17 protein-coding genes are annotated in these 22480 nt (G+C 41.6%); 10 read left to right on the top strand and 7 right to left on the bottom strand.

Annotated features, from left to right (window positions below; all coding sequences use genetic code 11):
* Window positions 1–329: 329 nt before the first annotated feature.
* The 4 genes from HHA41_RS11090 to HHA41_RS11075 all read left to right on the top strand — a co-directional run bounded on the left by HHA41_RS11090 (window position 330) and on the right by HHA41_RS11075 (window position 3322).
* Window positions 330–1058: a HesA/MoeB/ThiF family protein gene (locus HHA41_RS11090; RefSeq protein WP_168417505.1), complete on the top strand. Its 729-nt coding sequence runs from the start codon at window positions 330–332 to the stop codon at window positions 1056–1058.
* Between the two features lie 58 nt (window positions 1059–1116).
* Window positions 1117–2415, top strand: coding sequence for an AarF/UbiB family protein (locus tag HHA41_RS11085; protein ID WP_168417504.1), 1299 nt, complete (start codon window positions 1117–1119; stop codon window positions 2413–2415).
* Between the two features lie 132 nt (window positions 2416–2547).
* A complete protein-coding gene (folB, locus tag HHA41_RS11080) occupies window positions 2548–2928 on the top strand; it encodes a dihydroneopterin aldolase (RefSeq protein WP_168417451.1) in 381 nt (126 codons plus the stop codon).
* A complete protein-coding gene (locus HHA41_RS11075; protein ID WP_168461759.1) occupies window positions 2885–3322 on the top strand; it encodes a 2-amino-4-hydroxy-6-hydroxymethyldihydropteridine diphosphokinase in 438 nt (145 codons plus the stop codon). The genes folB and HHA41_RS11075 overlap by 44 nt, the downstream gene beginning before the upstream one ends.
* 272 nt (window positions 3323–3594) lie before the next feature.
* On the opposite strand, the gene HHA41_RS11070 is transcribed toward HHA41_RS11075, so the two are convergent.
* From HHA41_RS11070 to HHA41_RS11050, 5 genes are all read right to left on the bottom strand, one after another.
* Window positions 3595–5220 (bottom strand): IS66 family transposase, encoded by a 1626-nt coding sequence (locus HHA41_RS11070; protein WP_168461758.1) that lies wholly within the window; start codon window positions 5218–5220, stop codon window positions 3595–3597.
* 74 nt (window positions 5221–5294) lie between these two features.
* A complete protein-coding gene (gene tnpB / locus HHA41_RS11065; RefSeq protein WP_168461756.1) occupies window positions 5295–5630 on the bottom strand; it encodes an IS66 family insertion sequence element accessory protein TnpB in 336 nt (111 codons plus the stop codon).
* Window positions 5627–6010: a transposase gene (locus HHA41_RS11060; protein WP_168461755.1), complete on the bottom strand. Its 384-nt coding sequence runs from the start codon at window positions 6008–6010 to the stop codon at window positions 5627–5629. Before HHA41_RS11060 ends, tnpB begins: the two co-directional genes overlap by 4 nt.
* A 165-nt stretch (window positions 6011–6175) precedes the next feature.
* Window positions 6176–6811, bottom strand: a complete 636-nt coding sequence (gene coq7, locus HHA41_RS11055; protein ID WP_168417449.1) for a 2-polyprenyl-3-methyl-6-methoxy-1,4-benzoquinone monooxygenase — start codon at window positions 6809–6811, stop codon at window positions 6176–6178.
* 4 nt (window positions 6812–6815) lie between these two features.
* Window positions 6816–8135: an MFS transporter gene (locus HHA41_RS11050; RefSeq protein WP_168461754.1), complete on the bottom strand. Its 1320-nt coding sequence runs from the start codon at window positions 8133–8135 to the stop codon at window positions 6816–6818.
* A 175-nt stretch (window positions 8136–8310) separates the two neighbouring features.
* Between HHA41_RS11050 and HHA41_RS11045 the strand changes: the two genes are divergently transcribed.
* The 6 genes from HHA41_RS11045 to HHA41_RS11020 all read left to right on the top strand — a co-directional run bounded on the left by HHA41_RS11045 (window position 8311) and on the right by HHA41_RS11020 (window position 20648).
* Window positions 8311–11124, top strand: a complete 2814-nt coding sequence (locus tag HHA41_RS11045) for an autotransporter assembly complex family protein (RefSeq protein ID WP_168461752.1) — start codon at window positions 8311–8313, stop codon at window positions 11122–11124.
* Window positions 11125–11145: 21 nt separating this feature from the next.
* Entirely contained in the window at window positions 11146–15657 is a 4512-nt protein-coding gene (locus tag HHA41_RS11040; RefSeq protein ID WP_168461751.1) for a translocation/assembly module TamB domain-containing protein, read from the top strand.
* A gap of 107 nt (window positions 15658–15764) precedes the next feature.
* Window positions 15765–16124: a hypothetical protein gene (locus HHA41_RS11035; RefSeq protein ID WP_168461749.1), complete on the top strand. Its 360-nt coding sequence runs from the start codon at window positions 15765–15767 to the stop codon at window positions 16122–16124.
* 201 nt (window positions 16125–16325) lie between these two features.
* A complete protein-coding gene (locus HHA41_RS11030; RefSeq protein ID WP_168417444.1) occupies window positions 16326–16595 on the top strand; it encodes a hypothetical protein in 270 nt (89 codons plus the stop codon).
* 296 nt (window positions 16596–16891) lie between these two features.
* A complete protein-coding gene (locus HHA41_RS11025) occupies window positions 16892–19531 on the top strand; it encodes a bifunctional aconitate hydratase 2/2-methylisocitrate dehydratase (RefSeq protein WP_168461747.1) in 2640 nt (879 codons plus the stop codon).
* Between the two features lie 385 nt (window positions 19532–19916).
* Window positions 19917–20648 (top strand): hypothetical protein, encoded by a 732-nt coding sequence (locus tag HHA41_RS11020; RefSeq protein WP_168461745.1) that lies wholly within the window; start codon window positions 19917–19919, stop codon window positions 20646–20648.
* A gap of 152 nt (window positions 20649–20800) precedes the next feature.
* Here HHA41_RS11020 and HHA41_RS11015 read toward each other — a convergent pair whose 3' ends face one another.
* A complete protein-coding gene (locus HHA41_RS11015) occupies window positions 20801–21958 on the bottom strand; it encodes a hypothetical protein (protein WP_171525559.1) in 1158 nt (385 codons plus the stop codon).
* 162 nt (window positions 21959–22120) lie between these two features.
* Window positions 22121–22378 carry a hypothetical protein gene (locus HHA41_RS11010; RefSeq protein WP_168417441.1) on the bottom strand — a complete coding sequence of 86 codons (258 nt, stop codon included), beginning with the start codon at window positions 22376–22378 and terminating at the stop codon, window positions 22121–22123.
* Window positions 22379–22480: the final 102 nt, after the last annotated feature.

The raw sequence follows: 22480 nt of genomic DNA, 5'->3' as shown, positions 1-22480 counted from the left end.
GTTACACGCTTGGCAACAAGACATTAACAGAGTGCGAATTAGTCCTTGAGTATGTTTGAATACATTTTAAGGAACAGTATGTCAATACAATGAATATTTAGGTGATGCCGATGGTGTGACTTACAATGTCGGTATGCGTATGCATTTTTAATTAAGCTGCCGCAGCTTTAAATGATGTGCTTGGTGTATTGTTTAAATGCAAAACATTCAAAGTACGATCGTAGTGGTTTGCTTTAAATAACCGTTATACTTGGCGTTTTGGCCGTATAGAATAGGATATTTTCTTGGATAGCATATTCGATGCTCAGTTAGAATTGAGTGATGCAGAAATGCATTTGTATAGTCGTCAAATTTTATTGGATGGCTGGGACATTGAAGCACAAGAAAAATTAAAACTCGCCAATGTACTGATTGTGGGCTGCGGTGGGATTGGCTGTTTAAGTGCAGAATTACTGGCTCGGGCAGGCGTGGGTAAAATTACCCTGATTGATGCCGATGTGATTGAAACCAGTAATCTGCAACGCCAAATTGCTTATAGCCCTGCAGATTTAGGCTTTTATAAGGCCGAAGTGTTAGCGAAACGTCTTGCAGAAATTAATCCGTTTATCGAGATTGTTAGTTTAACTACCTTGCTGGATGAGCAAAATGCAGGTGATTTAATTGCTCAACAAGATTTGGTGTTAGATGGCTGTGACAATTTCAGCACCCGTTATTTGGTCAATCAAATTTGTCAAAAATTCAATGTGCCTTTGCTCAGTGCATCAGCAATTGGCTTTCAAGGGCAAATGTTTATGGTAGAAGGCGATTCGGCTTGCTATGCGTGCCTGTTTCCCAAAGAAGAACATGCTAACGAGAGTTTACGCTGCGCAGACAGCGGGGTGCTGGCCAGTACCCCAAATGTAATGGCGAGCTTACAAGCACACCATGCGTTGTTGTATTTAGGTTTAGGCATTACTGCACTCAAGCAAAAATTATTGCTTTGGGATGGTCTAAGCATGAAACAACGCATATTGGCTTTCGAAAAAGATACAGACTGCCCAGTTTGTCAGGCAAGATAGACTTTCTCTCTTATCATTATTTGTTAAACTCACACTACTTTAATATGACTCAGACATGATGAAAAATAATATCTGGTTAGATGGTTTACGTTCAGTTGCCCGTATGGGTGAAACTGCAGTGGTGGCGGCCAAGGCTGGCATTAAATACGCAACTGAAAAACCAAGTAACGCCAAACTCATGCGCGAAACATTTGAATCTTTGGGTTCAACCTATATTAAGCTGGGCCAATTTATTGCCAGTACGCCGTCTTTGTTCCCACGTGAATATGTCGAAGAATTTCAAGGTTGTTTAGACCAGACACCAAGCTTGCCATTTAGTTATGTGCAGCAAGTGTTAGCGTCTGAATTTGCAGGGCGCAATCTAGATGAAATTTTTGCCTCTATTGATGAAACACCATTGGCATCGGCGTCTATTGCGCAAGTGCATGCGGCTAAATTGGTCAGTGGCGAAGATGTGGTGATTAAAGTGCAAAAGCCAGGTGTAGAGACAATTCTTTATACCGATTTAAACGTCCTGCACTGGGCCACCAAAATACTTGAAAAAGCAGTACCTAAGGTCAAATTTGCATCTTTGGCCGATATTGTAGAAGAAATCAAAACCCGCATGGTGCGTGAAGTAGACTTTATTGAAGAAGCACGTAACCTTGATGATTTTATCAACTACCTGAATTTGACTCAAAACAATAAAGCTACTGCACCTAAAGTATATCATCAGTATTCAACCCGTCGGGTACTAACCATGCAGCGCTTGTATGGTGTGCCCTTGACTGATTTTGAAGTAGTCAAAAAAGTATCTAATGATCCATCACAAGTACTGATTACAGCCATGAATACTTGGTTTGGTAGTTTGATGATGTGTAACAGTTTCCATGCAGACCTACACGCAGGCAACCTGATGTTGCTTGAAGATGGTCGGGTGGGCTTTATTGATTTTGGTATTGTTGGGCAGCTTAACCCTGAAGTGTGGACGGCTTGTATGGCCTTTATGGATGCCTTGCAAAATACCAATTACACGCTCATGGCAGAGAATATGCTGAAAATGGGCATGACCGATACTCAAATTGATACACAAGTTTTGGCTGCGGACTTAGAGCGTTTATTCAGCGGTGTATTATTGGCCGACCCTCAAGAATTACTAACTTCTAATCCTGCCGATTTAAACGACATTATGATGGACATGGTCGCGGTAGGTGAGCGTCATGGGATTCGCTTCCCACGTGATTTTGCTTTGCTGTTCAAGCAAATGTTGTATTTCGATCGTTTCATGCGCGTGTTGGCACCTTATACTGACATTTATGCAGATCAACGATTGCAGATGGTGCAAAGCATGGACCCCAACCTTTTGTTGAAACATTAAGGGTCAAACGGTACTTAATTTAGTAGATTTAAAATCCCTCTTCGCCAAGAGGGTTTTTCTCATATTGATCGTGACGATTCATAATAGCTGCTCATTGAGATAGCAATGACACACGAATTTTGCAGGTTTTAAATGGACGCAATTATCATTGAAGGCTTAAAGGTAGAGACAGTGGTCGGCTGTTTTGCATGGGAGCGTCAGATTCAACAGCCTTTGATGTTGGATTTAATTATTGCAACCAATTTAGATCAGGCTGCCACTTCAGATGAGTTACAGGACACTCTAAATTATGCTGAAATCTGCAGCATTTCTGCACAGGTCATTCAAAATGCTGCGCCTAAATTAATCGAACATGCAGCAAAATTGGTGCTCGATGCACTTTTTACTACCTTTGCAGCAATTGAATCTATTACCATCACGATTCGTAAACCTGCCATTATTCCAGAAGCCCATTCTGTAGGAATTCGTCTTGAACGCCACCGACACGATTTTTGCCCTCGCTCTGGCGAGTAACTGTGAAGCTTCACGCCAGTTTAAACAGGCCTATCAGCAAATTGCTGCCTTGGGTGAAACACAGTTTTCGCAAATTTATCTCATTCCTTGCCGTGATGGGATCGGTGCAGATTACTGGAATTCTGCTTGCTTAATCAAAAGTCGTTTGAGCTATGCACAGTTGAATGTCATTCTCAAGGAAATGGAAGTTGCAGCAGGGCGTGTGCGTCCATCGCACGATATCCCACTGGATATTGATATTATTGCGTGGGGAGCAGATTTAGCCCACATGCAATTAAATCCGAAAAAACTGCCTTTGGCTTTAGATGTTAAAATTCCAATGTGGGAAATTTGGCAAGATCAAGCATTTATGCATCCTGAGCATCATTATCCAGTGGTGCGTTGTGACGAATAAATCAGGCAATTAAAGTCATTATTACGTGATGAATCTTCAGCATTTTGGCAGAGATGCATGATCTTAGGTTGCTGACATCAGCATGTCATATTCTGTGGGTATTTTTGTATAAAAAACCATCGAAAACCATATCGTTGCTGTATGCATACAGGCTACAGTCAGAAAACTATCCACAAAATCTGCGGATAAATCTTGGGATAACTTAAAATTCATTATTTTCGCTTATTTTTGGATGTTCTATGGTAAGCGTCCGCTGAACCCCATACCAATTTTTAATTCGATTTAGGTTTCCAGCAGTGTGGCAGTAACTCTTCAATCTGGGTCACTTTATGTGTCGGCAGCCTTTTCAGCACATCACTTAAATAGGCATACGGATCCAAGCCATTCAGCTTTGCTGACTGGATTAATGTCATAATATTGGCTGCTCGCTGACCGCTGCGCAGCGAACCTGCAAATAACCAGTTCTTACGTCCCAACGCCCAGGGGCGCATCTGGTTTTCCACCCAGTTATTGCAAATTGGTAGATTGCCATCATCCAGATAGCGGCTTAAAGCTGGCCAACGCTTCAGAGTGTAATTGATGGCCTTGGCGGTTGGAGAACTCGATGGCACCGTCAGATAATGTTGGTTGAGCCATTCATACAGTTGTTGCATCACCGGTTGGCTGTGCTGTTGTCGGTATTCGCGGCGGTGTTCTGCTGTACTATCGGTCTTTTTCCTGAGTTCTGCTTCTATCGCATACAGTTTCTGAATCATCAGTAATGCCTGTTCAGCGATCTGACTTTTCCCAGTCACATGCAGTTCATGGAATTTACGACGTGCATGCGCCATGCAGCCCACCTCAATGACATCGCCTGATTTAAAGCGTGCTTTATAACCACTGTAATCATCACAGACCAGATGGCCCTGCCAGCCATTCAGGAACTCTTCTGCATGCTGACCTGAACGGCTATCCTGAAAGTCATAGATCACCGCTTGAACTGGATTGTACTGTGTAGTGGCATAGGCCCAGACATAACCTTTCTTCGGTTTTTTATCATTCTCACCCATCCGCATGATGGTGACCGGCGTTTCATCGGCATGGATCACCCGCTGTTGCAGCACCACCTGTTTTAAGGCATTGGCCAAAGGTTCCAGTTCCACACCGCAGCGACCAATCCAGTCAGATAAAGTAGATCTGGACAGATCAATGCCCGCCCGCTGATAGATCAGACGTTGACGGTACAGCGGTAAATGATCGGCATACTTCGATACCAGCACATGGCTGAGCAGTTCAGGTGAAGCAATGCCTTTATCAATCACATAGGCAGGCATCGCTTGCTGAGTCAGGGTGTCACACTGATCACAGACCCATTTGCCACGAACATGCTGTTCCTTGTAGAACTGTGCCGGTCTGAAATGCAGTTTTTCACTGATATCTTCGCCGATACGACGGAGTTGGCAGCCACAAGCGCATTGGGTTGATGCAGGTTCATGCTCAATACGGATGGTGTGTAGATGATCGGGCAGCAGTCGACGTTTAGGTTTGTTGACTGTGGCTTTCTCTGTCGATGCATCGGTTTTATCTGCATTCAGCCGCTCCAGTTCCAAATCAACTGCTGCGATATCTTCTTCGACCGCTTCGTCCCATAGATGGATTTGTTTTGCAGTGAGATGTTCGTTTTTACTGCCGAATTTGTGCTGTTTAAATAGTGCGAGTTCATGCTCGTATTTTTGATTGAGAATAGAAAGATGTTGAACTTTAGAATCTAATTGCTGATTGGTGACTTCAAGATGTTGAACTCTGGCATCTAATTGCTGGTTTGATTGTGCTAGAGACTGATGCTGCATCGCCAACTGTCTGGTGAATTCCAGCAGTTGTTCATGGGTCAGTTGGCTTAAGTCAGGCAGCGTATTCATGACCGCAGTATGCCTGAGGTCATGAGAAGAATGAAATAGAACGTTTGGAGAATAGCAGAATGGAACAGCCTGGTTTAAAGCATCGTCACCACCTGCTGTCGTCCAATGCGCTGCCAGGGCAAACCCTGGATTAATGCCTGTAACTGTTCCGGGTTGAGGGCCACGGTTTCACCTTGGTGAACTTGAGCCCAGTGGAATTTTCCCTGTTCCAGCCGCCTGGCACACAGCCAGATGCCCAGTCCATCATGTACCAGCACTCTCATACGATGGCCACGTTTATTACAGAACAGGTAGGCGCAATGCGGTTTGATTGAGCCAAAGGCTTTCATAATCTGCGCCATGACCGTATCCATCCCTGCTCGCATATCCAGAGGTTGGGTGGAGAGCCAGATTTCATCAATGCGGATCATGTTGCAAGTACCTTGAGTAATTCTGCTAAAGCAGATATTTTCGATACTTGCCATTTCAAGCCAATTTCTGCTTTTGAGTGGGGTAAAGTAATTTGAACTTTTAACATGTCAGTAGGAGTAGGATCTAATGGTGCAGAGCAAGATAAGGCAATAAATGCAGGTTTATTCGGTAGTGGTGAGCGATCATTCCCTGGCTTACCATCAATTAAGCGAATCCATTTGGATACAAGATTTGTATTCAATCCATGTTGCAAAGCGACCGAAGCAATTGAAACGTCCGGTGCTTTACAAGCCTGAACGATCTGCTGTTTAAATTCAGCACTGTATGTTCTTCGTTTTTTCGCAAGAGATGCGATGGATGTCTGATTATTTGTAGTCATAAATTTAAGTCCCCACTTGTTTCTAAGTGGGGACTAAATTAAGGCTTATAGGATGAATTCAGAAGGTGTGTTCAGCGGACGCTTACGTTCTATGTGACTTGCTTTTTGTTGCAATAGGCATAAAAAAACGCCCATTCTAATGAGCGTTTTCACATGATTAGACGATTAAATATAATAACTGGTCTTGGTCATTAGCTTGGAAATAGCGGTCATGGTTAAGCGTACAGGTACGGGCAACTCAACACCACCTGCATTAAGTGCCGTATCACGATGATGTAATTCATCTTCATTCATTTGCACCAAAATTTTACGTGAACGGTCATCTTGTTCAGGTAGCTGACTAATATGATGCTGTAAATGCAAGCTCACTTGACGCTCGGTTTCTGCCACAAAGCCCAAACTGTATTTATCGCCTGCAATGCCTGCAATTGCACCCATTCCAAATGAAAGGCCGTACCATACAGGGTTGAGCAGGCTGGTATGGCTGTCTAATTCTTTTAAACGGTCTTCACACCATGCCAAATGGTCTTGTTCCTCAATTGCAGCCTGTTCCATTTCACGACGTACATTGGGTAATTTGGCGGTTAAAGCCTGACCGTGATACAAGGCTTGGGCACATACTTCGCCACTGTGATTAACACGCATTAACCCAGCAACATGACGCGCTTCACTCACAGCCAATTTGGTTTCAACCGCATTGCCTGGGTTTTCGCGTTGTGCCGAAGTTGTACCTGGCACTAAGCTGCGCAAGGCTTGGTCAAATGAGTGAATAAACTTGTCTATACCTGTGTAATGACGCATGAACTTAATCCTCCAAAGAGTCTTGTGCAGTATCTAACATTGGCTTGAGCTTTAACAAGAGCCAAATCGTGAAAATGGCACTTAAAACCGCTGTGATACTAAACAGAATTTTTAAATCAATTTTTAAAACACTTAAAATTAAAATCGAGAAAACCGCAGACGACACCATAAAAATGGCATTTAAAATATTATTGGCGGCAACCACACGTGCACGGTGTGAGCGAGGAGAATAAGCCTGCATCATGGCATATAAGGGTACAATGTAAAAACCGCCACTAACTCCCAATAAAGTAACTGCAAGCATCACGTGATAATAGCTCCAGCCTTGCTGAAACACGGCTGATAAGCCTAGTAGTTCACCTGTTTGAGGCGGTACAAAGGCCAATGCACCTGCTAAATAAAAAGCGAAAATGGTTAGACCTACTGCACCAATTGGAACCATTTTTATATTGACTTCTGAGCCACCTAATTTGCGGCACAGCAAAGAACCTGCACCAATGCCAACTGAAAATAGGGTGAGTAATAAACTCACCACGTTTTCAGAAGCATGTAGATTCTGCTGAGTCAGTTGTGGAATTTGGGTCAAATAAGTTGCCCCATAAAACCAATACCAAGAGTTTCCAAGTAAGATCAAAAAAATCATCGGCAGGCTTTTGGCATATTTTAAAGTCTGGAAACTGGTACGGAAAAAATTCCAGTCAATTTCAATCTCGGGTGCAGTCACACGCTGGGTTAATACAAAACGACTGGACGCATAGCCAATCAGTGCAATTACAATGCCTGTCAGGCTAATCCACAGTAAATTTCCCGCAGAAACAGAAATGACAGCACCACCTAAAATCATACCCAGTAAAATGGCAATTGAAGTCCCTGACTGGAAAATAGCATTGCCCGACATCAGTTCATGCGGTTTGAGCACTTCGGGCAAAATGGCATATTTAATTGGGCCAAAGAAAGTCGATTGAGCGCCCATTAAAAATAAAGCAATCAATAGCAACCATAAATTTCCCAACAGGAAACCTGCAGTACCAATGAGCATGATGATAATTTCGAGCAATTTAATGGCACGTACCAGTTGCGCTCGCTCGTATTTGTCTGCCAGTTGCCCCGCAGTCGCTGAAAAAATGAAATAAGGCAAAATAAACAGTAGAGCAGCTAAGTTATTTAGCGTACTGACATTTGCAGACTGCTGACTAATCCAGCCATAGGTAAAGACCAAAAGCAGCGCTTGTTTATAAACATTATCATTGAGTGCGCCAAAAAACTGAGTGAGAAACATCGGCAAAAAGCGCCGACTTCTCATTAACTGTTCATTTTTTTCCATGCGTGATTAACTTCGTTTAGTTTTATTAAGAAATGTGACCGCTTGATATAATAGTACAGAAAATCATGTATGATGTTTCAAGTCTTTTCACTGATGAAAAAATCAAATAAATTGGTGTTTGCACGCGCGTTCATTGGGGTTTTTCCATAAAAATTAAATCAGTTTAGAGTTGTTTATGCCTGTCAATACAAACTTTAAAAAATCAGTACTTTGTTCCAGTATGCACGCTATTTTGTGTTGGAATATGCCAAAAAATATCGGGCTTGGTCTGTTTTTGGGTTTTGTTGCATCTTCAAGTTTTGCTGAAAGTATTCCAGCGGCAAATACAGTGCAACAAGCAACAGGTGAAATTAATACTGCAACGATCCAAACACCTGTGGCAGAAGAAGCACAGAGCCTCGAAGCCGAAATTAAGCAACTGGCTGCAGCACAAGGTAAAGATAGCGCCGAAGAGTTACAAAAAATAGAAGAAGCAATGCAGCAGGCGCAAGCGCCAGAAGTTGATAGTTTGCAAATGTTGCAACAGCAACAACAAGCTGGTATGACATTTCCCGAATTTCAACCTATTGAATTTGAAGACCTGGAAGATTTACCTGTCGCACCTGTAGATCAAAATCTTGCTAATGAAATTTTTCAGGTGGCAGAACAAGCCAAGCAAGAAGCGATGCTAGATCGTAATGGTCAGGTTCCTGAAACCTTGGTGCAAGATGCAACTCAAGAGGAGTTGCTACAAATTAACCAAGCACCCGTTAATGTAGATGCATTAATGTCGAGCATTCAGGCAGACAGCAAAATTGTAGTCGAAGCTAACCCAGCAGACAGTACCATGACCGAATTGGGCTGGATGACACAGGCTGAAAATGCAGATCAACCGGGTTTTTTCAGACGGCTATTACATAAAGTCCGCCCACCGCGTGAACTCAATACTGCCAAAGTGCCAAGGATTAGTGCCGATGTTGTGATTAGCGCAAACAGTGCTCAAAATGGAACACAAAACGCCATTGGAGAAGTTTCACCAGAAGCTTATCGCACAGCGGTAGATAATTTAAGTGCCAACATTAAGGCAAAACTCTCAAGTTTTACCCAAGAATCGTTTGCAGACTTTCCAGTGGCCTTGCCACAGTTGCGCACCTTATCCAATCAGGCAGCGCAGGCGGTGGGGTTTTACAATGCCGAATTTAAATTTGAAAAACTTAGTGACAGTCGCGTACGTGTAAATGTAGTGCCTAATCCACCTGTGGCGATTAAACAACAAAATATAGAGTTTACGGGCGAAGGGCAATACGAGGCACAATTTCAGGTCATTGGCGTATTGCCAGATCAAGAAGTAGATGACGTGTTCAATCATGGTTTGTACGAGCAAACCAAAAAGCGAATTACCGATGCTGCCACAGACAATGGATATTTCGACAGTTATTGGCGTTTGCATGATGTTAAAGTCGCACAGCCGCAAAATACAGCAGATATAAATTTACGCTATGAAACGGGCGAGCGTTACAAACTTGGTGCAGTGGAATTCCGTATGAGCGATCCAAATCAGGAATTCCCGCTTGATATGGACATCTTACAAAGTATGGTGACTTGGCAGGAAAATGCTGACTATACCTTTTGGCGTGTCAATGGTTTAGCCAACAACTTAACCAACTCACGTTATTTTAACTACACTTTGGTTGATACAATTCGTCCTGATCCTGTAGAGCATCCTTTAGAATTGCCACCTGATATTCAGGCCTTGGTCGATCAGCAAAAGCTGTCTTTGGGTGATGCTACGGTTACAGATAAAAAGCAGGTGGCTTCTTCGCAAGAAGTTACACAGTCTGTGGTGAATGAAGCGGAATTTGCGGGTACAGAAGAAGGACCTGCCAATGAAAACCTACGCACCCTGCAAGTTCAACAAGAAAATAAGCAAACTGAAGAAGAGCGCTTTAAAGAACAAGCGCGTATAGATAAAAAAATTCCTGTCATTGTGACCTTAAATGCAGACCGTTTAAACAGTGCTGAAGTTGGTACAGGTTATGGTACAGACACGGGTGTCCGTTTACGTGGGCAGTATCGCCGTGCCATTGTCAATAAACGAGGTCATTCATTCGATGCCAACTTGGAGCTATCTGAAATTCGTCAAGCCATAGATGGGCGCTATAACATTCCGTATAACCATCCATTAAATGACTATGTGGCCTTAGTTGGTGGTTATGAGCGTGAAGAGCGTGATGATGTTGCACAAGGTAGTGGCTTATTAATCGAATCTGCGGTTGCAGGTGCAGACCGTGTGATTAAAAACCCAATGGGGAGCTGGCAGCATACCTTTGGCCTGCGCTACCGTTTAGACCGCTTAACTGAAACAGGCGATGTATTTTTAGATAATGTCCCTGATGCCTTTATTGCGAATGGAGATGTTGAGCAGCAATCGTTATTGCTTGGCTATGAAATTTCCAGAACAGACAGCAACCGACGAGTAAATCCAAGCAAGGGATTTAGACAAATTTATAAAGTAGAACTGGGCAGCGAATCATTACTTAGTGATGCTGATTTAGCCATATTTAATGCAGGCTGGCGCTTTATTTATTCCATGGGTGAAAATGACAATCACCAGTTTGTGGGGCGTAGTGACTTAGGTTATATCTACACCGAAGACTTTAAAAAAGTACCTTATAACTTGCGTTATTTTACGGGGGGCGACCAGAGTCTGCGTGGCTTTGACTATAAATCTTTAGCACCACAGATTGATGGCTTTAAAATTGGTGGTCAGGCTTTGGCTGTAGGCTCTTTGGAATATAACTATCAATTTAAAGAGGGCTGGCGTGCTGCGGTATTTAGTGACTTTGGTAATGCCTACGATACAGATTTTAGTAATGACACCGAATATAGCGTAGGCTTGGGTGTGCGTTGGGCATCTCCAATTGGTCCAATTCGGATAGATGTGGCATCGGGTATTTCAGATGACAACCATCCAATCCGTCTACATTTCTTTATTGGCTCTCAACTATAAATTTAAGACTTAGAGAACATTATGGCTGAAGTTGAACAGCAACCAGAAACCCCAGAGATGCTGCCCAAAAAGCGTCGAATACTCAGGAGTGTTTTACTGTCACTACTGTTTATGCTGATTCTATTGGTATCTGCTTTGGTGGTGATGTTCTCAACAGACCGTGGTTCTAAGTTTTTACTTGATAGTGTCTTGCAACGTCAGGAAATTATTCATTATGAATATGAAGGTGGTAATTTATGGCGCGGTATTATTCTGCGCAATATCATCGTCAGCTTAAAACCTGTAGATGTCAAAATTGACCGTGCCGATGTCGTTCTTGGTTGGCGTGCTATTTTAGATAAAGAAATTCATTTAAATCGTGCCGACGTGCGTAATCTGCGAATTTATCCTAAAGGCCCACCGAGTGACGATCCATTCAAATTCAATGAAATTCGTCTGCCATTTATACTGCGCTTAGACACTGCAGATGTCGATCATTTATTAATTCAAACGGCTTCTGGCACTCAGGTCGATTTTTACGACATTCATTTAAATAACGCTTTATGGTCAGGCACAGAGCTCAAATTTGAAGACTCGCACATGGACATGGGCTATTTGAATGTGCGTAATGCAACAGGCGATATGAAGTTTGAGGGCAAATATCCACTAAACGTGACGGGTGATCTAAATCTGCCATCCTTGCACAATAGTCTGAATATCCATGACATTAAAGTCGTGGCGAAAGGCACTTTAGATACCATTCAAGCTGGTGTGGCAACCAATACGCCTGATTTATTAACAGGTTGGGTCGTGTTACATCCAATGCGCAAGCAAGTGCCGATGTTTGGTGAACTACAATTTAAACAATATCACTGGCCTATTTTGACGGAACAGCAGTTGTTTACCCAAGCAGGTGCAGCCAAATTTAAAGGGGGTATTAAACGTCTGGATATTGATATTGCGACCGATTTAAGTGGAAAGAATATTCCACAAGGGCAATATACAGGCTTGATGTACACCGACTTGGTGAATCAGCTCAACATTAGTAATTTAAATGCACAACTTATGCAAGGTGCTGCCAATGTTGCAGGTGTAGTGAGCTGGAAAGATCGAGTGAGTTGGGACTTAACTGGGCGTTTGGACAAAATTAATCCGAAAGACCCCCTAATTCCACAAGTAGTCAAAGACTTTTTACCGCCAAGCCTTGATGCCAATTTGACTTCTAAAGGCCATTTGGAAAAAGGGATGCATTTAACTGCACAAGTTGATTTTGACCGATTTGAAACATGGAACTTAAAATTAGATCAAAACCCAGCACAGGACAAAGCGGTCAATCCAATGTTGTTGGATGTGCGCTGGAATAATATTGACCGTGCAGTGCCTTATGTGGGTTGGCTAAAAAGTGAATCGGGGGATGTACAGTTAGCATTGGTTGAGGGACAGCAAGATATTTTTGTGGCGACCAAAGTCAGTGCGCATGAGCAGACGGCTTTGCCTGCAGGTATGTATCAAGCCAAATTAAACCTTAAAAACAACCGTTTAAATATTCCAAACTTTAAGCTAGATACGGGCAATAGTCACTTGGCAGGCAGCGCCGTAATTGATTTACCTTCTGACAAACGTCAGTTGAAATGGAATGCGGTGTTGGCAGCCAAAGATTTTAATCCACAAACTGTGGTAGCGGCAGCACCAGTAAATGTGCTGAATGGGCAGTTAAAAGCTAATGGTTTTGCATTGCCGAATCAGCAAATTATTCATTTAAATGATGTGAATTTAACTGGGCGACTGGCCAACCAAAATGAAAGTGTACATTTAACAGGGCAAAGCACGATTGCTTTACTGTTCCATGATGCCAAAGCAGGCGGTGGTTTTAAAAGTTTTGCGGTGAATTATGATGGTGACCTAAATGCCAGCGCAATTCAGGGCAGTCAAGGCAGTTTAAAGCTGAAAGTTTCGGGCACACCTGAGCTGATCAAAATTAGTGATTTACGTCATAACGGAGTCGCGGGGCAAATTGTGGCAGATGGTTTATTACATCTGAACAATGGGATGGGCTGGAATTTAAATGCTTCTTTAATTCGTTTTAAACCACATTATTTTGTATCGAGTGTACGTGGTGAATTATCAGGAAACATCCGCACACAAGGCATTTGGTCAGAAAAGCAGAAGCGTATTAACATTGAGCGTCTAAATTTAGCTGGTATGCTGAATAATAAACCTGTACGTGGTACAGGTAATTTGGCGATGGTGATTGATTCCAATCAAAAAGGTTTCTTGCCACAACAGTTTGAAGCCAATAATTTGTATCTGTCTTATGCCAAAAACCAGCTACAAGCCACTGGCAATGCACAAAACCTACGCATTAAAGTCAATGCACCCGCCTTATACGAAGTATATTCGGGCTTACGTGGGCGTGCCTATGGTTATTTAAATGTGCAGTCGCAACCACGTTTGAAAGCAACCGCCAATTTAGCGGTTGATCAGTTCAGTTTTAATAATATTTTCAGTGTACGCAAATTGCGCATACAGGGTGAATTGCCAACGTCTGAAAATACCGCAACATTGATGACCGCATCGCTGGAACATCTACGCAGTGGCAATCGTGGGATTGAACAAGGTCAAATTGCGCTGGCAGGCACACGTCAGGCGCATGTATTAAAACTTGAAGCAGAAAATAAACTGAGTAAGTTTTATGTTCAACTTGCAGGTGGTTTGAATGCGCAAAACGATTGGATTGGACAAATCCAGAAAGGTGATTTTGACTCATTAAGAACCCACTTGGCGCAACGTCAAAATGCAGCGGTAATCTATCAGCATAAAAACAGTGAGCTGTATGTGGGGGCACATTGCTGGATGAGCCAGCAAAGTCAGTTGTGTTTTGATCAGCCGATTCGAGTCAGTAAAACCAAAGCCAATGCATCGTTTGTGACACAAAACCTAGATTTAAACGATTTTGCTGCCTTTATGCCTGAAGGTCTTGCCATTACAGGTAAGGTCAATGGTCATGCCAAAGCAGCTTGGGCCAAAGGGCAGAAACCTAAAATTGATGCGCATCTGATTACTCGTAATGGTGTGATTGGTATTGCAGCAGATGACCCGCAAGATATTGGCTCTACTTTACGCTATGAACAAGTCGCTTTGGTGGCTAAAAGCATTGCCGATGGTTTACAGTTACGAATGGATGTCAAAACGCCTGAAATTGGTGCAGGTTATGCCAATGTGGTGATAGATCCTTACAGCAAAAATATGCCAATGCGTGGTGAAATCGCCTTCGATCAAGTGCAACTAAAAGTCTTTAAACCGTTTATTGCCGATGTGCGTTCCATGGCAGGTACTCTGTCTTTTGCAGGTAAGGTCAATGGCACGTTAACCTCACCTTTAATCACTGGTGAAATGCGACTGAAAGATGGCGCACTCAGCATGATTTCCTTACCTGTGAATTTGACCAATGTGCAGCTGTACTCATCAATTCGGCAAGATCAAGCCTCTATTAATGGTGCATTTAATAGCGGTGGTGGTGTAGGACGTTTAACAGGTAGTGTGGATTGGAAAAATGATCCTCGAATTCAGTTAAATTTAAATGGTAAAGATTTATTAATACGTCAGGCGCCGTTAATTACTGCAATGATTACGCCTGATGTCTCTTTGGATGTTTTACCGTTCCAGAAAAAACTGAGTTTAAAAGGGAAAGTAGATGTACCACGTGCGTTAATTTCTATGCCTGAAGTTTCTGCACCCGTGGTGAATGTGTCTTCTGATGTACGTGTAGTACATGAAGGTCAAGATCAGCTCGCATTACTACGTTCAGCACGTCCATGGGATATCCGAGCAGATTTAGAGCTAAACTTGGGTGATCAAGTGATTTTCCAAGGTTTTGACAGCCGTATTCCACTTATTGGACGTTTGTATCTTTCTCAACGTGGTTTGGAAACTGCCATGCGTGCCAATGGTGCAATTGGTGTTAGTCAGCGTGTAAAAATTGAAGCATACGGACAGAGTCTGGACTTAAACCGTGCGATTGCACGTTTTAATGGCCCGATTTCAAACCCAACTCTAGATATGGATGCCAATAAAAACGTACAAGGCAGTATGGTGGGCTTTAGGGTTACAGGTACAGCCAGCAGCCCAAATATTCAGGTTTATAACGATGCGGGTTTATCTGAACAGGAAGCATTAAATGCTTTGATTACAGGACGTATCAATGAAGGTACTAGCGGTCTGAGTCAAACTGAAAGCTTTAAGTCGGATGTAAACAATACCATTGCTGCAGCAGGGATCAGTATGGGCTTGGGTGGCACACGTGCCTTGACCAACCAAATTGGACGTACATTCGGTTTAAGTGGTTTAGCGCTTGATGCCCAAGGTACGGGGGATGACACGCAAGTTAGTGTGACGGGTTACATTACTCCAGACTTATTTATTCGTTATGGTGTGGGCGTATTTACCCCAGTGAATAAACTGACCTTGCGTTATCAAATGAATAAGCGCTTGTATTTGGAAGCCAGTCAGGCTTTAGAACGTGCGGTGGATATTTTCTATAATTGGCGTTTCTAACCGCAGCTAAGTCAGATAAAAAATGCGCTCTACATGAGCGCATTTTTTCAATGAAATTTCTTATTTTGTTGAACATTGATTATCATAAGCCTAATAGGAGAGCGTGAATGAAAAAGATTTTGGTTGTTACTGCCGTGCTTGTATTAATGGGCTGTGCAGAAAAAAAACCTCTAACCCCAGAAGAGCAATGGCAAGGTTACTGCAGAAGTGTTGGAAATGCAGCACGTACCATTATGCTAGATCGTCAAAATGCAATTGAAAAAGAACGAGCTATTGAGCATGCCAACAAAATTGAAGATGATACGACCCGTACTTTTATTTTAGAGATTATTGAGCAAATTTATGCTTTGCCAATAGATGAAATTAAGGGCGATGCAGATGCCGCACGTGAAAAAATCCGTGCTCAGTTTACTGAAAAATGTATTGCTACACCGCATGATAAAATGCCAGATTACAAACCGTTCTAAAAGAACGGTTTTTTTATGAATATTTATTATTCTACCAACAGTAATTTCAAAACTTAAATAGCCTAAACAGTGTCTAGTATTCGTTGTCAGGCCATTAAAATTTCCCACAAATAAATTGTGACAAGTTCTTAATCTTAAAACTAGCAATACTTATCTTTTTACTGAATAATGAATTTATAACAAAAACAGTAGGAGCGCATAATGGAAGTGGTTGCTTACCTGCATAATGCAGACTTGCTCTTAGAAGATGAACAGGGTGTCGCCATTGTTGGTGGTAGTCACTATGTTTTAAGTTTAGGTGATCGGGTTTTTTTACGTCAGCAAATAGATGAGCCCGCAAAGATTTATCAAGTACAGATTTCATTTGCTAGTGCAGCGCATTGTATGCTGCATGAAGATGAAATTCAGCTCAAATTTGAAGGTAGCCGTGAACAATTACAGCACTATCTTCAAGCTACTACAGTACACTAAGGTGGAATATCTTTCATTTTAGATAGAAGGCAACATTGGGTTGCCTTTTTTACGAGTTAAACTTTAGGCAAAAGTTAAAGTGAATGCAGTTTAAGTCAAAATTAAGTCATGTTTTGCCTGTAAATTGAACAATATGCGCATCATTTAGTTATAAAATAATGGGCATCACAAAGAAACACTTTAGTTGCATTAACTTTTAACTGGAAGTTTAGTAAAATTTTGCAGTCCATATTATTTGTGATGCTTTGCAAAAGCAGGAATTCGCAAATAATTTTTTAAAAAAGAGGAATAACACCGTGCTAGAAGCTTACCGCCAACACGTTGAAGAACGTGCCGCACTCGGAGTCCCACCGAAGCCACTTGATGATGTGCAAACAGCTGCATTAGTTGAATTATTAAAAAATCCACCAGCAGGCGAAGAAGCTTATTTAGTTGATTTGCTTGAAAACCGCGTACCAGCAGGTGTTGACCAAGCGGCATACGTTAAAGCTGCTTTCTTAGCTGCTGTAGCAAAAGGTGAAGCAACCTCTCCACTCGTGTCTAAAAAGCGTGCTGTTTACTTACTAGGTACTATGCTTGGTGGTTACAACGTAGCACCTTTAGTTGAGCTTTTAGACAATGCAGAATTATCTGGCTTAGCTGCTGATGCATTGAAAAACACTTTGCTTGTATTTGATGCGTTCCATGACGTAGCAGACAAAGCAAAAGCAGGTAACGAAAACGCGAAAGCAGTTTTACAATCTTGGGCTGATGCTGAATGGTTCACTAGCCGTAAAGATGTACCTGAAGAAATCAAACTTACAGTTTTCAAAGTAACTGGCGAAACTAACACTGACGACTTGTCACCTGCACAAGACGCATGGAGCCGTCCAGACATTCCATTGCACGCAAATGCAATGTTGAAAAACGTACGTGATGGTATCAACCCAGAAGTTCCTGGTGAAGTTGGTCCATTAAACCAAATCAAAGACTTAATCGCGAAAGGCAACCAAGTTGCTTACGTGGGTGACGTTGTAGGTACAGGTTCTTCTCGTAAGTCTGCAACTAACTCTGTACTTTGGTTCTTCGGTGACGAAATTGCGCACATTCCAAACAAAAAAGATGGCGGCTACTGCTTAGGCGGTAAAATCGCGCCAATCTTCTTTAACACAATGGAAGATGCGGGTGCTTTACCTGTAGAAATCGACGTTTCTAACATGAACATGGGTGATGAAATCACTCTTAAGATCGACCATGCTGCTGCTAAAGTAACAGCGTTCAAAGACGGCGCGCAAATCGCTGAATCTGAACTTAAAACTCCAGTGCTTCTAGACGAAGTACGTGCTGGTGGTCGTATTAACTTGATCGTTGGTCGTGGTTTGACTGCTAAAGCGCGTGAAGCTTTAGGTCTTGCACCATCTACATTGTTCCGTACGCCAGTACAACCTGAAAACACAGGTAAAGGCTTCACTCAAGCTCAAAAAATGGTAGGTCGCGCTTGTGGTCTTCCAGAAGGTCAAGGTGTTCGTCCAGGTACTTACTGCGAACCTAAGATGACAACTGTTGGTTCTCAAGATACAACAGGTCCGATGACGCGTGACGAATTAAAAGACTTAGCATGCTTAGGTTTCTCTGCAGACCTCGTTATGCAATCTTTCTGTCACACAGCTGCGTATCCAAAACCAGTTGACGTACAAATGCAACACTCGCTTCCTGACTTCATCATGAACCGTGGTGGTGTTTCTTTACGTCCAGGTGACGGTATTATCCACTCTTGGTTAAACCGTATGCTTCTTCCAGATACAGTAGGTACTGGTGGTGACTCGCATACTCGTTTCCCAATTGGTATTTCATTCCCAGCGGGTTCTGGTCTTGTAGCGTTTGCTGCAGCAACTGGTGTTATGCCACTTGACATGCCTGAGTCTGTACTTGTGAAGTTCAAAGGTAAAATGCAGCCTGGTATCACGCTTCGTGACCTTGTACATGCGATTCCTTACTACGCAATTAAAGAAGGTGACTTAACTGTAGAGAAGAAAGGTAAGAAAAACATCTTCTCTGGTCGTATCTTAGAAATCGACTTAACAGAAATGGAAACTGACTTGACTGTTGAGCAAGCATTTGAATTATCTGATGCTTCTGCTGAACGTTCAGCTGCTGGTTGTTCTATCACACTTTCTGAAGAGAAAGTTGCTGAATACCTTCGTTCAAACATCACTATGCTTAAGTGGATGATCTCTGAAGGTTATGGCGACGCGCGTACTATGGCTCGTCGTGTTGAGAACATGGAAAAATGGTTAGCGAACCCATCACTTCTTAAAGCTGATGCTGACGCTGAATACACGAAAGTGTATGAAATTGACCTTGCCGACATCAAAGAACCTATCCTTTGCTGCCCGAACGATCCAGATGATGCAAAACTTCTTTCTGACGTTCAAGGCGACAAAATTGATGAAGTATTCATCGGTTCTTGTATGACAAACATCGGTCACTTCCGTGCTGCTGGTAAGTTATTAGACAAAGTTCCTGGTGGTTCTTTATCTACTCGTCTATGGTTAGCGCCTCCAACTCGTATGGATGAGCGTCAATTGATGGAAGAAGGCTTCTACAACACTTATGGTAAAGCTGGTGCACGTACAGAAATGCCAGGTTGTTCATTGTGTATGGGTAACCAAGCACGTGTAGCGCCGAACACAACTGTCGTATCAACTTCTACACGTAACTTCCCGAACCGTTTAGGTCAAGGTGCAAACGTATACTTAGCTTCTGCTGAGCTTGCATCTGTTGCTGCGGTACTTGGTAAGTTACCAACACCAGAAGAATACCAACAGTACGCTTCTCAAATCGACAGCATGTCTGCTGACATCTACAAGTACTTGAACTTTGACAAGATGGAAAGCTACACAGACGCTGCTTCGAATGTAGACACTAAAAAAATTGCTGCTGCTCAGTTGACCTAAGTCAGAAAAAGCAAAGCTGAATAAGCTTTGCTTTAACACAAGAGCAAATTTATGATTTGCTTGAGTGTTGAGCAATAAGTAAGGTAAGGGCTGATGATTCAGCCCTTATTTTTTTTTGTAAAATTACCACTCATCTTAAAATAATGAGATGTACCTCACAAAATATATAAATTTTGATATATAATTAAAGAATAAATATAATTTTTGGTAAAAAAATCAATTAAATTAAACATTTATTTTTAATTTTTTAAAAAATTGTTTATTTTTTAGTAACTTACTATAATAAAATAAGAAATTGTATGTTTTTTGAAATTTTTAGTTAACTTCTCATCTGTACGCAGCTTTTAAGATTTCAGACGCCAAAATATAAAACTGAGATGTTCACATGAATATAATTGAAACAGTTTTTGATTTTAAAGCGCTTTCAACGCAGCAACAGCACTATTTTTTTGAAAAAATATATCAATTTGACCAAATCATTTTCCCTAATTCTAGCTTAGATGAATTCAAAGCATTCGTTTATGCGCCAGATGCGATTGCAGTAACGATTATTCATTATCACTGTAAGGGAGAGTTAGTTGGGCAAAACGTCATTCCTATTCTTCAGATTCAGTGTAATAACCAAACTATGCATGTCGTGAATTCACGTGCAGGTTTTTTGCCAGAATACCAAAAGCAAAACCTCACTATTCAAAGTGCGGTTAAAGCGATGTTGAATAGACGTTTTAAACATCCATTTATTCCTTTATGGTTCGTCATTACGATTAATCAGCCTAAAATATATTCTTTATTTGCCTCACGTTCACAAAAATTTTTCCCAAGGGTGGGGAAAAGTACACCTAAAGAATACTGTGAAATCTTAAAGATTATGGCGGCGCGTTATCCAGAAGTGCAAAAACGCTGCAATGGTGTTTATGTGCATGAAACTACGTCTCCAATGCGAAATGTAGCGCAATTGGAGAGCTTAAGAGCGCATCAAGATGTGCACTGCAATTTCTTTTTACAACATGCACCTGACTATTTTGATGGTTGGGGGATTATGTGCATTTGTAAGTTAGACAGTCGCACATTATCAGAAACGGCTATGAATTTAGCGCTAAATCGTAAAGTTAGTTAATTGCTAGAAAATATAAAATTTGAAGGTTTGCATATTGCTCAACTGGTGTAGCATCTAAAGTAAAAGAGCATCTATAAACAAACACAACATTCAATGCCATGCAGTAATCTGACATCACATGATGACATTTCTTTCTCGTTTATAGCTGCAACTTATTGCGTAAAGTAATGGTCTTGGTGTTTACAGTTACGACAAAATAATGATACGTAATTTTCTGCGTCATAATCGACTGTCAGTTCATCAGAACCACAATGCATGCAGCGTTTGAGTGAATAAAATTTAAGTCGCGCTTCAATTTTTTTCCATGAACGCCAAACGGGTTGGAAGAAAATTCGCTCGTCATATCCTAAAAATCGGAAGAACAAAATTTCGCTCATATAACTGAACGGTAAATTAGGTGGACGTGGCAGTGTCGAGGTTTCCCATTTTTCATTTACTGCACGTTCACGATACTGCTGTAAGGTTTTTTTTAGCAAGTTGGTATTAATAAAGTTTTCGTTGCGCGGTTTAAGTGCTTTTTGTTGGTACAAATATTCCAGTGCAGTTTGGATTAAGTAATAAATTTGTCCAACCGCAAGAACGTCTAGTAAGCGGTAGCAAAAAGTTTGAAAACTATGGTTTCCCGCAATTTGTATGCCCCAAGTCCGACAATAAAACTGCATGAACTGCACAATTTCTTGATACAATAATAAGTACAGCGCATCTTTAACTTCATCTGCCGTTTTAAACGGTGTGCCCATGCTTAGGTTTTCATAAAACCAGTTGCGGAGTTGCTGGGCGATACTGAACAAACTGGGTTCTGAATATCCATCTAATCGGACATTAATGTAATATTGTTGTGCATTTTCGGCAAAATCTTTAGCAATCAGAATTTGTTCTTTCAGCAAGTGTTTGATCATGCCGTGCTGAAAAAAATAGTTAGGTGTAATATTCAAATACTTAATTTTTTCCCAATCTATAAATTCTTCATGCGGTATATGTTCTTGTGCATGCTGATCTAAAATACTGAGTAAAAATAATTTATCAATAAAACGTAATTGGTTTAATTCACGCTCAGGCACATCCTGCTTTTTAAACTTTTGCTGTTCCTGTAAGCGGGTTTCTGCCATGATTTTTTTGCGCTGTTGGGTACAACTCGGGCAATGGCAGTTTTGCTGGCTATTTTGATAAATGCGGTGTTCACAATGGCTACATTCATGGAAATGTAGTTCCTGATCATACTGTTCTGCTTCAATCCAATACATAGATGCCTGACACAAAGGGCATAGTGTGCTTTCATCTAATTGTTTTTGAAGAATTTGTAGCATTATGATGTGTACACTCATTGTATAGAATATTCTTCATTATACATCGCTTGCTACACGAAAGTTGCTGCTTGTCTTTGCCTTTCTAATGCATAAAAAATACGGCTTTTTAGCCGTATTTTTTATAGAGGAGAAAGGTGAGTAGGAGATTAGGCAAAGCTAAGAAATTTAAACAGGGCAAGGTAGGCTTTCATCTTGCTCGCCTAAGGCTTTGGCTGCAATCAGCGCTTTGACTTTTTTAGATGGAATTTTACGTGTACCCAAAGCATCGTAGGTATTTGTAATGGCTGTGACTTCATGGGCTTGCATGTCAATACCTTCACTGCACATAAAAAGGGCAATAACTTTAGGATCAATATCTGCCTGTGCAAGTGCGTGAATGGTTTTGATGTTTTCTACACGAATCAATTGTTCTTTCAAATACATGATACACCTGTTCCTTAAAATGTATTCAAACATAGTCAAGGACTAATTCGCACTCTGTTAATGTCTTGTTGCCAAGCGTGTAACTAGAGCCTGAGTCGGTCA

This window comes from Acinetobacter sp. A1, assembly GCF_012371315.1.
Lineage (GTDB): Bacteria > Pseudomonadota > Gammaproteobacteria > Pseudomonadales > Moraxellaceae > Acinetobacter.
Note: the sequence above shows the minus strand (reverse complement) of the source record. Positions and strands in the feature narration are given on the sequence as shown.